Genomic DNA, 15,605 nt, shown 5'->3' with positions numbered 1-15,605 from the left:
CTATATCCAACCATCAGGATAAAGGGACAGAACCATCAAAGGTATCTGTCCCACTTTTTGTCTTACATAGCAGCTTCAAATTCATGTTTTTGTTTTTGTGATTTTTTCATGAAGATGAAGACCGTCACTGATAAGAGGGCAAAGAGGATCAGATAAGCCAGCAGGACCGACATATTTGTCACCGCTGCTCCCCAATCACCCAATGTAATGACCGATTTGAAACCGGCAATCGAGTAAGTGAACGGTAAGAATTCACTCAATGCCCGCAGATTTTCGGGCAGCATTTCTCTTGGTAAATTCGCTCCTGTGATTGAAAGCTGCAGAATCACGAAAGCCAAAGCGATGAATCGTCCGATGTTACCGGCAGCGGCTGCCAGGAATAGGACGATGGCTGAAAAGACGATGCTGACGACAACGGTGAACAATACGAGTCCAAGCGGATTAGCAACATTCAATTTTAGTATGAAAAACACAGTCATCAGCAGTAAAACAGCTTGAAAAAGTGACAAGATTGTCAGATTCATGAACTTGACGGCGAACCAACTGATGCTTGAAACATCTGCAGGTCTTTTGAAATTGATGAACATCGACATGATCAGGATTCCGACAAATAGACCTAATGTAAGAACATATGGCGCGGTCGAGTCACGGTAATACTCATAATCATTGACCGTATCACTTGCAAGTTCGACTGGGGAGGAGAACATCTGGGCGTTTTGTTCACCAGTGTTCAGCCCGCTCGTTTTATCAGCGCCTTCCTTTAAACCAGAAGCAAGTTGTTCACTGCCATCATCGACTTTTCCAGCCCCGTCTTCCAATCTGGACGCACCATTAGCTAACTTTTTCCACCCTTCATCGACAGCAGCATTACCTTCTGCTATACGTTCAGCCCCATTATCAAGTTTTGAAACGCCGGTGATGAGTTCTTGCCAGCCATTGTCGACTTGAGCATTTCCATCTGCAATTCGGCTTGCTCCATCTTCCAATTGAGCGGCACCTGAATCTACTTTCTTTTGTCCAGCAACCAGTTGATTCAACCCATCATGGAGCTTGGCTGTTCCAGGAAAAATTTTATTATCAATGCCATCTGCAACCTTGACCGCACCGTCACTTAACTTAACCGATTTGGTCGATAAGCTGTTCAATCCATCGGCTAAGTTCTGAGCTCCGTCGATGATCTGTTGGTATGGGTCCTTATATGGCGGTAAATTGGTGGATGGGTTCGCTTCGCGGAATTCTTTCAACCCTGCGAGCAATCGGTTTGCGCCATCCGCCAGTTTGGCAGAGCCATCTTTTAAACGGATCGTCCCATCAGCAACGCCTCTTGCGCCCGGTGCCAAATTATTCGCTACACCGTTCTTTAGTTCTTCACTTCCGGTTTCAGCTTTTTGCAATCCTGCTAAAATCTGTCCGGTACCATCTTTAAGTCTTACAGTTCCATCGTGCAATTCTTGTGAACCGTTAGCGAGTTTTGTGATGTCTCCGGATTTTCCTTCAAGTTTGCTTAATAGGAGGCCTGTCCCGTCCTTCAATTCTTGTGTTCCATTTGCTAGTTTCGTAATATCCGATTGTTTGGAAGTGACAGAGTTCAAAAGTTCCTGGGTGCCATTATGTAGCTGTGTGGTTCCGTCTGATAACCGGGCAGACCCATCAGCTGCTCTTCCGAACCCATCGGAAACGTCATCTAAACTTGTAAAAACTTTTGAGGTGTAATTTTGCGTAATCGTATTGGCGAGTTGCTCCCGGATACGTTGTGTTGCAGTTTCTGTAACTTTAGAAGCAAGAAAGTTCATCCCTTCATTCTGGATGTATTCAAGCTCCAGTTTTTGTGGATTCGGTTCCATGACTGTGGTTACACGTTGGGAAAAGTCCTCAGGGATGATGATTGCCATATAGTAATCATTCTTCTGAAGCCCTCTCATGGCATCGGTTGAATTGACAAATTCCCAGCCTAAGTCTTTTCCTTGTTTCATATTCGCTACCAATTCATTTCCTACGTTGATGGGTTCATTATCAGAGATAGCGCCCTGATCATTATTGACTACAGCAACAGGTAAATTATTGAGGTTATCATAAGGACCCCAAGTAGCCGATAGAAGAATACCTCCATATACGACAGGAACCAGTAAAGCAGCAATGACGGAGACTAGAATTCCTTTGTGGGCAGCAATATTCGAAAACTCAGCGGAAAGTAATTTGAAAATATTCATTCCGATACCTCCAATGTATAGTAAACGCTTCCATAAAAATGAATGAGTACCCATTCATTTTTTGTTAATAATCATAATATTCTAAAAAAACGAAAGTTTCTAGTCCCTCTCAGATAATCACGTACATCGTACTATCCCTATAACCCGAAAGTAGTATTGTGAAATATTTTTCAATTTTACAACTTATATAAACTTTTGAAAGTGAATGACCCCTCCTTAACACCCTTTCGGGATGTTTGAAGAAGGGGCTTCCTGTTTCGCAGACCGTTGCGTAGAGGGGTTTCCCACTACGTCTTACATAATCTCCACAGGCGTAGATTATACTGTTCGGACACAACCTTGCCCTACAGTTCGTATGATTCAGTTTGTCACAAGTAATTCTTCTAATGCTTTTTGTAGGATGTTTAATGCTGCGTTTTGGTCTCTATCCAACACTGTTCCGCATTTTGTACAAATATGAGTACGAATAGAAAGTGACTTCTTTACACGATTCCCACAATAGGAACAGTCTTGAGAAGTGTATTTTGGTTCCACTTTTTTCAGTAGTCCTCCATGCTTTTCGCATTTATACAAAAGCATGTTTCGGAACATTCCCCAACCTGCATCCGAAATGGATTTCGATAACTTTCTATTTCTGATCATGCCGCAGATATTTAGATTTTCTACAGCGACAACAGAATAATCTTTTGACAGGTTGTAACTTAGCTTGTGAAGAAAATCTCTGCGCTGGTTTGCGACTTTCTCGTGTAAAGAACGAACCTTTTGTACTTGTTTGATGTAGTTGAGAGAGCCTTTTTTCTTCTTAGAAAGAGTACGCTGTGCCTTCTTTAGTTGTTTCTCTTTCTTACGAAGAAATCTTGGGTTTTTAATCTCTAACCCATTAGAAAGAACCGCATACTTATTAAGTCCAAGTCAATGCCTATTGCACGATTCGTATCAATAGAAGGTGGTAATGCTTGTCTTTCGACACAAAAAATCGCATACCATTTCTTTCCTTGTCGTTTGATAATAAGTTGTTTAATTGTTCCTTCTAATGGTCTATGAAGCAAGATATCTATTTCACCTAGCTTTTTATTGTATAACTTACCCATATCAGAAAAGGACATAGCATAACGATGTATTCCATTTGGTTTGAAACCGAATTGAGGGAAAGTCATACTATTATAATCTTTATACTTTTTCTGTTTTGGATATTTTGCATCTTTACGAAAGAAGCAAGCTTTCAAACGCTTTTTGTAGACGAACAAAGACTTCCTGTAAAGGCTGGGAAGGTACTTCTTTTAGAAAAGGATATTTCTTTTTATCTAGTGTTTGTTGGTTTTGCATATCATAACGACTGTAATTTTCTTTGTTTTGCTTATATTTTCGTTCTTTATCTAAAAGAGCAGAATTGTAGGTTTGACGACAATATTGTAACCAACGTTCTAGTATTTCTTTTTGTTCTTCTGTTGGATGGACTTCATATTTTTGATTTAGTAACATTGTCACCACCTCCAATTGTTTATGTGGATAATTATACCAAGAAGAGGCGATGGGAACAAGTGTTTCGGTTTGAACCTACCGAAATTCATCCCCTCCCTATCCTTGGGCTACGCCCTTCACAGGCTTGAGGAAGGGGAATTCTTTCGGAATTTGTTAAATTTTGAAAAATTATTTTAATTAATCGACAAATGACTAGCCCCGAAAAAATAGACCAATTTATAAAAGAAGCAGCGTATGCAAACTTCAATACAGTTTTTGTGCAAGTTCGCCAAAGAGGAGATGCCCTTTATGATTCTGATTTTGTATCTAGATCAGAGTTGTTAGAAGGACAAGATGAAAGCTTCGATCCTCTTGCTTATGCGATTAAAAAGGGTCATGAGCATGGTTTGGAAGTCCATGCTTGGTTAAATGCGATGATTGCTTCGGGGAGTGGAACAAGTTCTCCAAAAGACCCCGAACATATTTTCAATAAACACCCTGAATGGCTTATGAGAGATTCAACAGGAAAGATTGCTTATCCTGATCCCTCAACTGATCCAGTAAATAGTGTGGTGGAAGGACCTTATTTTTTGTCACCAGGTCATCCTGAAGTGAAAGATCACCTGTGCGACGTCTATATGGAGGTTATAGAAAAATATGATGTTGATGGCATTCACTTTGACTTTATCAGATATCCAGCAAGAATGGGACCTGATACTCCTGGAGTAGGATATAATGAAGTTTCCGTTTCAAGATTTAGAGAAGAAACTGGCTTGGAACCAGAACAATATAGTAAAGCCTGGGATCAATGGCGTGCAGACCAGATTACGGATATCGTTTCAAGGATTTATCATGGAACAAAGGAACGTAGATCTGAAGTAGAGGTATCAGCTTCTGTACTAGCAGCCTGGGATTTAGGGTTAGGAAGAGTGTTTCAAGATTGGCGTAAGTGGATGTAGATCGGGGTGCTTGATTTTGTAATGCCTATGTCTTATAGTCCGAGCAATGCTACAGTTTGGAAAGATACCACAGATGCTCTACAAGTGACAGATCCAGGAAGAGTTGTCGTAGGACTAGGTGCTTGGTACTTCAAAAACGATCCTGAAGGTTTAGCAGAACAAATCAACATTCTGAGAAAAGAAAAAGTCAGGGGGTTTGTATTATTTGCACAAGATACTGTTTCCATGGCACCAACAGTCAATGAATACATGCAAAATTTAAAAGATGTTGCGTTAACTAAAGAAGTAATGGAAAAGCTGAAATCTATATAAAAGATTTCTATAAAAAGTGAAAAACCAAAAGAAGCTTGGACGCCAAGCTTCTTTTAAGTCTTTATTCTTCTTCTACGATTTCAAAATCTTTCATCATAGCATCTAGTCTTACACCGTGTCCTTCTTCAGCTTCTAGGAAGAAGCGTTGGTGGAAGATGTAGGAGCCGCCGTCTTCATCTGGTATGACATAGTAACGGTTGATCACGCTATCCCAATTACTACCGTCTAGTGTGCGAGCTGTTTGGGCATTGATTGGATAGTCGGTCTGCTCAAAAGTGACGCTATGTTCTGCTTCCAATTGGCTGATCGTCTCTTCAACAGACTGGTCTTTTTCCCTGATGATTTTCATGAACACTTCAGGATATTGCTCTGGTAGAGGCTCTTTTGTAGTAATAATATCATAATCCTCATGTTCTTCCATTTTATAGCGTTCTTCATCTACATATATAACATAGCCATGTTTGGTTTGATCGTTCAGGTAGGATGTTCCTTCCTCCTCGGTACCTTCAATCGGGAGTTCCACTTCTTTTTCAGGTGCAAACCATTCTTTCACTTTATCTACGATGGCGTACCCTGGTGTTGTATTCAGAAGGCCGATTGCGAGTAATACAGCCGCAGCTAAAGTCGCCGCGAAGCCGATCCATTTCGGTTTTTTCTTTTTTGGCTGGACGAATTCCAGTTCATTTTCAATCGCTTTCCATGTTTTTTCTTTTTGAAGTTCATTTACTTCATATTCCTGCTTCAATTTAGTCTCCAACATATCATCAAACTTGTTCTTGTCCATGGTAATCTCCCCTTAATTCTTCTCTCAGCAGCTTTCGTGCCTGAAACAGCCTCGATTTTACTGCACCGACACTGATTTCAAGGACTGATGACATTTCCTTTTCGCTCAAACCTTCTACATACTTCAATACGAGTGCTTCACGATGGTCCTCCTTCAATCTTTCCATTGCCTCATCGAGGATTTCGTTATCAGTAGCAGGTTGAGTCGACTCGTCCTGATAAGCACTTTGAGGGACCTGATCAATATCGGTTTCAGGCTTACGTTTACTGATCAAGCGTCTGACTTCGTTTGTCAGGATGCGATAGAACCAGGGTTTAAAAGGTTTAGAATCATTATAAGTATGAATGCCTTTATATACACGGATGAATGTTTCTTGCACTGCATCCGATGCATCGGATTCGTTTTTCAACATAGAAATCGAAGCTCTCATTGCTGCTTGATAATACTCGTCATATAAGGCGCGAAACGCTTTTTTGTCGCCTTTTTTTATCTTTTTTATCGTTTTTTTATCCAACTGGGATCTCCCCTTTTTTCTTTCTCATATGTAATACCTTTGTAACATAGGAAAAGTTTTTAAATCCACCAATTTTCATGATAATTGTTTTGCTATATAAAAAGAAATTGAAAAGGTTAAGGGAAATAAAAAAGGAATAATAAAAAAGTTTCCCCCACAATCTATTATGTAATAGAAAGCAGGGGAATCCTGTGTAGTCCGACACTGGGATAGATGTCGGGCTTAATTCTTTACCCGTTTTTTAGATAGACTAAACCCTTGATTTTTAAAGACAGATGATCCTTTCATTTAAGCTACCTTCTTGTAAACAAAAATAGCGCTGCAATCAGGAAACAAAACCCCAGAATCCTTTTACCGTCAATCGGAATCTGTTTCATACCAAGCCAGCCGAAGTGATCGATGACAGAGCTTGTAATGAGCTGGGCTGCAATGAGGGAAATGAGCGAAGCAGCAACACCGATTTTCGGAACTGCCAGGACCATAGCAAATACATAAAAAGCGCCTAGTACTCCACCGAGCAGTTGCCATCTAGGAACAGCCGCTGCTTGCAGGATGTTTCCGTTCCCAAAAAAGATCATCATAAGGAACAGGGTGACTGTGCCAATAAGAAAAGAGAGAAAAGCCCCTTCTATGACTCCGACTTGTTTTCCAAGCCCTCCATTTACGCCAGCTTGGATTGCGACTGCAATTCCACCGATGAACACAATAGTTACCATAATCAAATTCATCACACAACACCTTTTTCTTATGATTTGTTAAAGTAATGTTGATTCTGCAGGAAATTTTCTGAAGCGAAATTCGCGACACTCCAGCGGGAAAAGCGAACCAAGCGAGACCCTAGCGACCTACAATTTAAGGAACTCCGACTAACAACCACCACGTCCTGTGGTGAACGTCGAAGCCAGCACATCCTGTGCAAGTGAGAAGGCTTGCGGATCGCCCGCGGAAAGGGAGTGAATATCGCATATATCGAACAATGAACTTTAAAAGAGCCTTTTCTTAAAAAAATTGAGCGCAAAAAATACCTTCTTTGCGAAGGGTATATTGGACACTTATAATCTAAACTTTAACATAAAGTAAAATGGTTCATAATAAATTTTAAGAAAATTGGAAAAACGACAAAAAAATATATTTTTTCTCCTCTCATTCTACAATCTTCTCAAAAAACATATGATATGTTTTTACTCTAACAGCTTGTTTTTAAAATATGCTTAAAGGAGTGGCTGAATTTTTTCTGAAAAATGATTGTCAATCCAACTCATATTTTTCCTCAGAATAACCTTAAAAATAAGTGAACCGAGATGAAGTTCCACCTGATTAATTGAAAGATCCAACCCCACGATCACCTCACAACTTTACACTTTGAACAAAATTGAAGTCTGATGTTTTTACATTTTGTAAAATGCAAACCTTCTTTCGACATCGTAAAATAAACTTAAGATTCAAATAATTCAGTCAAATTTCATTGGAGATGTGTTACTTTTGTTCTCTACATACAAGATTAAAAGAATTGAAGGAGGAAATGTGAATGTCTGATCTAGTTAAAATTGGATTGATCCAAGCTATTCATGAAGTGGATGGGAACGAGCCAGTAGCTGTCCATAAGGAAAAATCAATTGAAAAGCATGTAAAGCTTGTTAGAGAAGCAGCAGAGAAGGGTGCACAGATTATTTGTTTACAGGAAATATTCTATGGACCTTATTTTTGTGCAGAGCAAGATTCCAAATGGTATGACTCTGCTGAAGAAATTCCGAATGGACCTACCACGTCGCAATTTCAGGCACTCGCTCTCGAACTAGGTGTCGTTATCATTCTACCAATCTATGAGCGGGAAGGGATTGCAACCTACTATAATACTGCAGCGGTGATCGATGCGGATGGTTCCTATCTAGGGAAATACCGTAAACAGCATATTCCTCATGTAAAGGTTGGAGATGAAGGGTGCGGCTTTTGGGAGAAGTATTATTTCAAGCCTGGTAATTTAGGCTATCCAGTATTTGATACGGCCTTTGCGAAGGTAGGTGTATATATCTGTTATGACCGTCACTTCCCAGAGGGTGCTAGATTATTAGGGCTGAGGAGTGCTGAAGTCGTCTTCAATCCTTCCGCAACCGTCGCTGGACTTTCGGAATACCTATGGAAATTAGAGCAGCCTGCACATGCTGTCGCGAATGGCTACTATTTGGGAGCGATCAACCGGGTAGGGACAGAAGGGCCGTGGAACATGGGTGAATTTTATGGCCAATCCTACTTAGTGGACCCTCGAGGAAACTTTGTTGCGATGGGGAGCCGTGATCAAGATGAAGTGATCATTGGCGAGATGAATAAGAAAATGATCCGTGAAGTAAGGGATGTATGGCAATTCTACCGTGACCGAAGACCAGAAACCTATGGCGAAATGACTTCGTTACTACCGTAATCAGTAACTAAGGGTGACTAATGTCCACTTATTATCAGGTCACCTTTATTGAGCTGCTTATCAAGCTAATCTACCAACTCCAAAAGGGGGCTTTGATGTGGGAAAATCTGAAAAGCTGCATATTTCATTGACAAAACTTCCAAAAAACTTTCAAGAAGTCCATCCTGCATTATCCGACCGGGAAGCTGTTGAAGAAGCGAATCGGTGTCTCTATTGCTATGATGCGCCCTGTATCCAGGCATGTCCAACCGGCATTGACATTCCAACGTTTATTAAAAAAATCGCTTCTGGAAATGTAAAAGGATCCGCCAGGACGATCATGACTGCAAATCCAGTCGGTGCCAGTTGTGCACGTGTCTGTCCTACAGAAGAATTATGCGAAGGGGCGTGTGTTCTCAACCATTCAACTAAGCCGATCATGATCGGCGACCTGCAACGTTATGCGACTGATTGGGCGATCAAGAACGACCAAGTTTTGTTTCGAAAAGGGCAAAGCAATGGTAAATCCGTCGCCATTGTAGGCGGAGGTCCTGCAGGTCTATCGGCCGCCCGGGAGCTGGCGCTTCTTGGTTATGACGTGACGATTTTTGAAGCATCGCCTACAGCAGGAGGATTGAACACATTCGGTATCGTATCTTTCCGTCTTCCACAAGAAATTTCCTATTGGGAAGTCGACCAGGTGAAGAGACTTGATGTAAGAATCCGGACCAATACAGCAGTGGGAAAGGATGTTTCAGCAGACGAGCTGTTAGATTCTTTCGATCATGTCGTATTAGCTGCAGGAATGGGCCAGGTTCCGGATTTAGGCATTGACGGAGAGGAACTCGATGGCGTGTACGATGCAATCGAGTTCGTCAAGGATACGAAAACGAAACCGTTATCCAATGATCTTGTCGGAAAGAACGTGGTCGTCATTGGTGCGGGTAACACGGCGATCGACGGTGCGACTTGTTCTGTCCGCTTAGGTGCTGGAAATGTGAAAATCCTTTATCGACGTACACAAGAAGAGATGAGTGCTTATGATTTCGAGTACGAATTTGCCAAGCAGGATGGTGTGGAATTCCGATGGTTGACTCAGCCGGTCAAAATCCATGGAGATAAAAACGGCAGGGTCAAAGCGATCGAATGTATCAAAATGGAGCTTGGTGAACCAGGAGCAGATGGCAGAAGGCGTCCTGTACCAGTTGAAGGGTCAAATTTCACCTTGCCTGTCGACGCTGTCATCAAAGCGATCGGCCAGACGAGGCACCAAAGTCTGATCGATCAATTCAATCTTGAACATATTGATGGGGTCGTGCAAATCTCAGAGACCTACCTTACCTCCAATCCAAAAGTGTTTGCCTGTGGGGATATCGTTTTTGGAAAAGGAAAAGGGGAAGCCATGGTCGTGACTGCTGCCCAACAGGGGAAACAAGCAGCTTACGCAATCCATTCGCAATATATAGAGGAAACAGTGACGGCTTAATGGAAGCAGGCTAGGAAACACAGAAGAAAGGGGAGTAATAGAATGGCAGATTTAAGGACTAATTTGGCTGGGATCGAATCGCCGAACCCATTTTGGCTTGCCTCTGCACCTCCAACCAATTCTGGTTACCAGGTACAAAGAGCGTTTGAAGCAGGATGGGGAGGAGCAGTTTGGAAAACACTCGGAGACCCGATCTTGAACGTTTCTTCACGCTTTGCAGCTGTTAGCTTCAACGGTCAAAGGGTAGCTGGTTTCAACAACATCGAGCTGATCACTGACCGACCGCTCGAAGTCAATCTACAGGAAATCTATGAAACGAAAAAAAAATTTCCGAATCATACAGTAGTCGCTTCCTTGATGGTCGAACCGCAACAAGAGAAGTGGCATGAAATTGTAAAAAGAGTCGAAGAAGTCGGTGTTGATGGGCTTGAATTGAATTTCGGATGTCCCCACGGTATGGCTGAACGAGGAATGGGATCGGCTTCAGGACAGGTTCCTGAACTGGTAGAAAAACAGACTTATTGGGTAAAAGAAGCAGCTCAAACGCCGGTCATCGTAAAGCTGACACCTAACATAACGGATATAACAGCTACGGCTGAAGCAGCAGCCCAAGGTGGAGCGGATGCCATCAGTATGATCAATACGATCAATAGTTTAGCTGGTGTGGACCTGGACTCCTGGAACACCATTCCTCACGTTGGAGGGAAAGGGGCACATGGAGGTTATTGCGGACCTGCAGTAAAACCGATCGCACTCAACATGATCGGAGAATGTGCACGGAGTCCAAGAATCAATGTCCCGATCTCTGGGATGGGTGGCGTTTCGAATTGGCAGAATGCGGTTGAATTCATGCTGATGGGAGCGTCTAATGTCCAAGTCTGTACAGCCGCCATGCATCATGGCTTCCGGATTGTCGAGGATATGATCGATGGTCTGAACAACTATTTGGATGAAAAAGGGATTGCATCCGTACAGGATATCGTCGGGAAATCAGTGCCGAAGTATTCAGATTGGGGCAACCTTGATCTCAATTATAAAATCGTTGCCAGGATCAATAATGAAGTGTGTATCAATTGTAACAAGTGCCATATTGCTTGTGAGGATACATCCCATCAATGTATCGACATGTTGAAGGATGGCCATGGCAATTCTTATTTGGAGGTTCGGGAAGAAGATTGTGTCGGTTGTAACCTTTGCTCGATTGTTTGTCCTGTTGATGGGGCCATCGATATGGTCGAAGTCACAAGTGAACACCCGCCGATGACATGGAATGACCGTCAAGCTGCTATGGCTGCTCTACAGAATCCGAGTGCGGACCCTATAAAATAATAAGCGTTGCGTATTTTTGTTGTTGATTTTTTTAAAACTTTAAGCGAAATTCGCGAGACTCCTGCGGGATCAGCGAGCCAAGCGAGACCCCGCATCGATTTAAGGATCTTCGAGTAAAAATCACCACGTCCTATTGGTAACGTCGAAGTCAGTACATCCTGTACAAATGCGTCCTGCGCCTGCGGTTACTCGGCACAAAACTACAAGGATGGAATGTAAGTCCGTGGTCTTGTGGGTGATAGTCGAAGCCAGCATAAGGAAAGCTTCTAAGAATTCTCATCGCAGACACGAAAATGATTTCATTTTTGTGTTGACATCCTGTTCAAGTGAGCGAGGAGGCTTGTGGAATGAGGCTAAGCCTGTAAAAAGTTTGGATGCAGAGACGTGATGTCTAGCTCAGCGACCAGTCACTTAGATCACTTCAAACTTCCTGCGGCGGTCGACACATTGATATAGATCGGAGTGTTACCCACGCAGAACCGAACTGAGTTTGGTTCGAGCCTCCTCGCCAGTCTTCCAGTGACCTACGTGACTAAGCGGGTCGCTTCTGCTTTTCTTCAGTCCGCAGAAAGGGAGTGAATTTCGCAGCATTCAACAATGAAAAATAACAGAACTAAATAATAAAATCTGGAAGGTGATTTGATCGTGAAAAAAATCATTCAAAATGGAACCATTGTCACAGCTTCGGATAAGTATAGTGCTGATATTTTAATTGAGAACGAGCGTATTGTCGCAATTGGGGAAAACCTGGATGAACAGGGTGCGGAAAAAATCGATGCAAAGGGCTGCTTTGTATTCCCCGGTGGAATCGATCCCCATACCCATTTGGAAATGCCTTTCGGCGGAACGGTATCGAAGGATGATTTTGAAACAGGGACAATCGCCGCAGCGTTCGGCGGGACGACGACAGTCATCGATTTTTGCTTGACGAATAAAGGCGAGCCCCTCCAAAAGGCAATCGATGTATGGCATGCAAAATCGAAGGACAAAGCAGTAATTGATTACAGCTTCCATTTGATGATTTCGGAATTGAACGAGGACGTGCTAAATCAACTCCCTCCAATCATGGACAAAGAAGGAATCACTTCTTTCAAGGTCTTCATGGCCTATAAAAATGTATTCCAAGCGGATGATGAAACCCTGTTCAGAACACTCGTCATGGCAAAAGAACAAGGTGGTCTTGTCATGGTCCATGCAGAAAACGGAGATGTCATCGATTACCTTGTGAAAGAAGCCTTAGAAAAGGGACAAACTGATCCAATCTACCATGCGTTGACTCGACCGCCAGAAGTGGAAGGTGAAGCAACGGGGAGGGCAGCCCAGCTGACTGGTTTGGCGAAGTCCCAGTTGTATGTCGTACATGTTTCTTGTGCGGAAGCTGTCGAGAAGATTTCAGAAGCACGAAACAAAGGGTTCGACGTATGGGGGGAGACGTGTCCGCAATACTTGGCGCTTGATCAAACATACCTTGAAAAGCCTGATTTTGAAGGTGCAAAGTATGTCTGGTCCCCACCGTTACGGGAAAAGTGGAACCAGGAAGTCCTTTGGAATGCTTTGAAAAACGGACAGCTGCAGACATTAGGTTCTGATCAATGTTCGTTTGATTTTGTTGGTCAAAAAGATTTAGGAAAAGGTGATTTTTCTAAGATCCCGAATGGCGGTCCGATGATTGAAGATCGTTTGAGCATTCTTTTCTCTGAGGGAGTCAAGAAAGGCCGTATTACATTGAATCAGTTCGTTGATATCATGTCGACACGAATTGCAAAGCTGTTTGGATTATTCCCTAAGAAAGGGACGATAACAGTCGGTGCAGACGCTGATATTGTAATATTCGATCCAAACGTAGAACGGACGATTTCAGCAAAAACCCACCATATGGCGGTAGACTACAATGCTTTTGAAGGAATGAAGGTTACAGGGGAAGCAGTATCCGTTCTTTCACGTGGGGATTTCGTCATCCGAGATAAAAAGTTTGTCGGTAAGCCAGGAACAGGGAATTATCTGAAACGCGCTCGATATAATCAATTATTGAAGCCAGTTGATGAAAAAATGACTATCTAGATTCAGAACCATTGTTCTCTTTGTTCGCACTTTTTCACATAACTATGGGGACAATGGTTTTTTTTAGCAGGTTGTGCTAACGAGGATAATAGACTGCATATTATTAAACCACCATGATTCACACCAATTGCATTTTACAGGGTATGAGGAGTGATTGTAATGAAAAAACAGAAAAATTATTTGAAGTCTCCTGACCTGCTGCCGATCAGTCAGGAAGGGAGAAAGATTACAACACTGGGTTTTTCCTTCATGTGGGTTGGTATGGTTGTTGTACTCGCGACATTTGCAATTGGTGGAGCAGGGGTCATGTCGCTGCCTTTACCTCTCGTCGTATTGGCAACGATCATCGGTTCTGTTGCAATCGGCCTTTTCATTTCGTTGATTGCAGATATCGGGATTGAACACGGGGTCTCGTTTCCAGTCTATATGCGAGCTCCATTCGGAACGATTGGAACACATATCCCTTCCATTGTACGTGGAGTAGCTGCATCAATGTGGTTTGGAATCAACACCTATTTCGGAGCAACAGCAATGAACGGTATATTGAATATGTTATGGGGATTCGACAGCTGGCTCGTTTGTTTCTTTATTTTCGCTTTCGTACAGTTGTTGAACACGGCTTTAGGGATCAAAGCGGTCGAACGGTTTGCCGATATGGCAGCGCCGACGATCATCCTCATTTCAATCTGGATGTACCTTGAGCTATCCGGTACAGCAGCCGCCGAAGGTCGTAATGTATGGACATGGACTGAAAACCCAGTGACTGGTGGGGCAGCGTTTACTGCATTCTTAGTCGTCATCTTCAGTAACATGGGCTTCTGGGCAACACTTTCTGCAGATATTCCTTCCATTTCAAGATTCATTAAAGCTCCGAAGTTCGAACGAAACTGGTTCAAACGAAATAAAGGCGCCATTGTCGGCAGTCTGATCGCATTACCCCTGACACAGACCTTTATGATCATTATCGGGGCAGTCGCTTATATCGCAGTTCAAAACTATGATCCGGTTCTTGCCCTCCAGGAAACAGCCACCGGGGTTGTACTAGGTATCCTTTTACTCATGATCGTCCTTGCACAATGGTCGACGAATATTTCAGCGAATATCGTTCCTGCTGCAACGATCTTCTCCAATGTCGGGGGACCTAAATTCCCGTTTTGGGCTGGGGTCTTTGCTGCTGGGGTCGTTGGTACAATCGTCCAACCGTGGAGCTTGTTCGGGATCATCATCCCAGTATTGCTCATCGTAGGGGGCATTCTTTCAGCTATCGTAGGTATTCTATTTGCTGATTACTATTTATTGAGGAAACGGCGTGTAAATGTTTATGACCTGTATAAAGGAGATGGACAATTCAAGTATGCTGGCGGTGTGAACGTAGCAGGATTCATCTCTTGGATTGTTGGCGCTGTCGTTTCTTATTTCTTTCCGAGTTATTCATTCTTAATCGGTTTTGTGTTAGGTGCAGCATGTTACTATTTACTCTGTAAGTACTGGTACTTTCAGAAGTACACGCAGGCCGAAATCGAAGATCCAAGTGATGAGAAGTTTCTTGGTATTACAGTCGGCAGGGATTGGAACCTTGAGGATGAATATGCAGATGTTGAATTTAGGGACGCTAAATGATCTTATGGATATTCCCGAAAACGGAAGGGAATGGAGGAGATTCTATATGTCTGATTACCAGGAGTACCTTTTAGAACGCGAACAAATCCACCGAATGTTTGAAAAAGGGTATTTCATCAAAGATGTGCAAGAGAATTTGAGTGGGGCTTTACTGAAGTTTGAAAAGCCTGGTACCGAAACTGAAACACTCCATATCAAGACAGCTGATGCAAGAAAGTATTTTTCCAACCTTATTTTACAGCAACGTCAAAACGTTTGATCCTTTTAACAAAGAGGCTCTGTTGAATTGTCACGTTGAGTTATTATAGAAAATTTTCTTTAAGCGAAATTCGCGACACTGCAGGAAAAGCGAACCAGGCGATACCCCGTAGCGAGGAACGACTAAGGAGGCTTGCGGATCCCCCGCGGAAAAGGAATGAATCCTGCAGAAATCAACTATTAACAATAACAGAGTTAAAAAAGAAAGGAGAT

The 15,605-nt window shown here is 42.6% G+C and carries 15 protein-coding genes; 8 read left to right on the top strand and 7 right to left on the bottom strand.

Annotation, left to right across the window (positions count from 1 at the left end; genetic code table 11):
* Positions 1 to 62: 62 nt before the first annotated feature.
* The 4 genes from ACJROX_RS22490 to ACJROX_RS22475 form a co-directional block, all read right to left on the bottom strand.
* Positions 63 to 2,210, bottom strand: a complete 2,148-nt coding sequence (locus ACJROX_RS22490) for a YhgE/Pip domain-containing protein (protein WP_408007438.1) — start codon at positions 2,208 to 2,210, stop codon at positions 63 to 65.
* A gap of 360 nt (positions 2,211 to 2,570) precedes the next feature.
* Positions 2,571 to 3,080 carry an RNA-guided endonuclease InsQ/TnpB family protein gene (locus ACJROX_RS22485; protein WP_408011737.1) on the bottom strand — a complete coding sequence of 170 codons (510 nt, stop codon included), beginning with the start codon at positions 3,078 to 3,080 and terminating at the stop codon, positions 2,571 to 2,573.
* A 2-nt stretch (positions 3,081 to 3,082) separates the two neighbouring features.
* The gene (locus ACJROX_RS22480; protein WP_408007437.1) at positions 3,083 to 3,301 is read right to left on the bottom strand and encodes a hypothetical protein; all 219 of its coding nucleotides are present in this window, start codon (positions 3,299 to 3,301) and stop codon (positions 3,083 to 3,085) included.
* A gap of 112 nt (positions 3,302 to 3,413) precedes the next feature.
* A complete protein-coding gene (locus tag ACJROX_RS22475; protein ID WP_408007436.1) occupies positions 3,414 to 3,692 on the bottom strand; it encodes a helix-turn-helix domain-containing protein in 279 nt (92 codons plus the stop codon).
* A gap of 188 nt (positions 3,693 to 3,880) precedes the next feature.
* Here ACJROX_RS22475 and ACJROX_RS22470 point away from each other — a divergent pair, with 188 nt between their 5' ends.
* Both ACJROX_RS22470 and ACJROX_RS22465 read left to right on the top strand, forming a co-directional pair.
* Positions 3,881 to 4,630, top strand: a complete 750-nt coding sequence (locus tag ACJROX_RS22470; protein WP_408007434.1) for a glycoside hydrolase family 10 protein — start codon at positions 3,881 to 3,883, stop codon at positions 4,628 to 4,630.
* Positions 4,631 to 4,636: 6 nt separating this feature from the next.
* Entirely contained in the window at positions 4,637 to 4,942 is a 306-nt protein-coding gene (locus ACJROX_RS22465) for a hypothetical protein (protein ID WP_408007433.1), read from the top strand.
* Between the two features lie 61 nt (positions 4,943 to 5,003).
* On the opposite strand, the gene ACJROX_RS22460 is transcribed toward ACJROX_RS22465, so the two are convergent.
* The 3 genes from ACJROX_RS22460 to ACJROX_RS22450 all read right to left on the bottom strand — a co-directional run bounded on the left by ACJROX_RS22460 (position 5,004) and on the right by ACJROX_RS22450 (position 6,968).
* A complete protein-coding gene (locus tag ACJROX_RS22460; RefSeq protein ID WP_408007432.1) occupies positions 5,004 to 5,726 on the bottom strand; it encodes a hypothetical protein in 723 nt (240 codons plus the stop codon).
* Positions 5,707 to 6,240 (bottom strand): RNA polymerase sigma factor, encoded by a 534-nt coding sequence (locus ACJROX_RS22455; RefSeq protein ID WP_408007431.1) that lies wholly within the window; start codon positions 6,238 to 6,240, stop codon positions 5,707 to 5,709. The genes ACJROX_RS22460 and ACJROX_RS22455 overlap by 20 nt, the downstream gene beginning before the upstream one ends.
* Positions 6,241 to 6,533: 293 nt before the next feature.
* Positions 6,534 to 6,968, bottom strand: coding sequence for a DMT family transporter (locus ACJROX_RS22450; protein WP_408007429.1), 435 nt, complete (start codon positions 6,966 to 6,968; stop codon positions 6,534 to 6,536).
* An 800-nt stretch (positions 6,969 to 7,768) separates the two neighbouring features.
* Here ACJROX_RS22450 and ACJROX_RS22445 point away from each other — a divergent pair.
* The 6 genes from ACJROX_RS22445 to ACJROX_RS22420 all read left to right on the top strand — a co-directional run bounded on the left by ACJROX_RS22445 (position 7,769) and on the right by ACJROX_RS22420 (position 15,393).
* Complete coding sequence (locus ACJROX_RS22445) at positions 7,769 to 8,659, top strand: nitrilase-related carbon-nitrogen hydrolase (RefSeq protein ID WP_408007428.1); 891 nt, start codon at positions 7,769 to 7,771, stop codon at positions 8,657 to 8,659.
* Positions 8,660 to 8,756: 97 nt separating this feature from the next.
* A complete protein-coding gene (locus ACJROX_RS22440) occupies positions 8,757 to 10,124 on the top strand; it encodes an NAD(P)-dependent oxidoreductase (RefSeq protein ID WP_408007427.1) in 1,368 nt (455 codons plus the stop codon).
* 42 nt (positions 10,125 to 10,166) lie between these two features.
* A complete protein-coding gene (gene preA / locus ACJROX_RS22435) occupies positions 10,167 to 11,453 on the top strand; it encodes an NAD-dependent dihydropyrimidine dehydrogenase subunit PreA (RefSeq protein WP_408007426.1) in 1,287 nt (428 codons plus the stop codon).
* A gap of 645 nt (positions 11,454 to 12,098) precedes the next feature.
* Positions 12,099 to 13,514 (top strand): dihydropyrimidinase, encoded by a 1,416-nt coding sequence (gene hydA / locus ACJROX_RS22430; RefSeq protein WP_408007425.1) that lies wholly within the window; start codon positions 12,099 to 12,101, stop codon positions 13,512 to 13,514.
* A 159-nt stretch (positions 13,515 to 13,673) separates the two neighbouring features.
* Positions 13,674 to 15,134, top strand: a complete 1,461-nt coding sequence (locus tag ACJROX_RS22425) for an NCS1 family transporter (RefSeq protein WP_408007424.1) — start codon at positions 13,674 to 13,676, stop codon at positions 15,132 to 15,134.
* Positions 15,135 to 15,180: 46 nt separating this feature from the next.
* Complete coding sequence (locus tag ACJROX_RS22420; RefSeq protein ID WP_408007423.1) at positions 15,181 to 15,393, top strand: hypothetical protein; 213 nt, start codon at positions 15,181 to 15,183, stop codon at positions 15,391 to 15,393.
* Positions 15,394 to 15,605 lie beyond the last annotated feature (212 nt).

Source organism: Pseudalkalibacillus sp. A8, assembly GCF_045920555.1.
GTDB lineage: Bacteria > Bacillota > Bacilli > Bacillales > Fictibacillaceae > Pseudalkalibacillus.
This window is presented reverse-complemented; position numbering and strand designations above follow the sequence as displayed.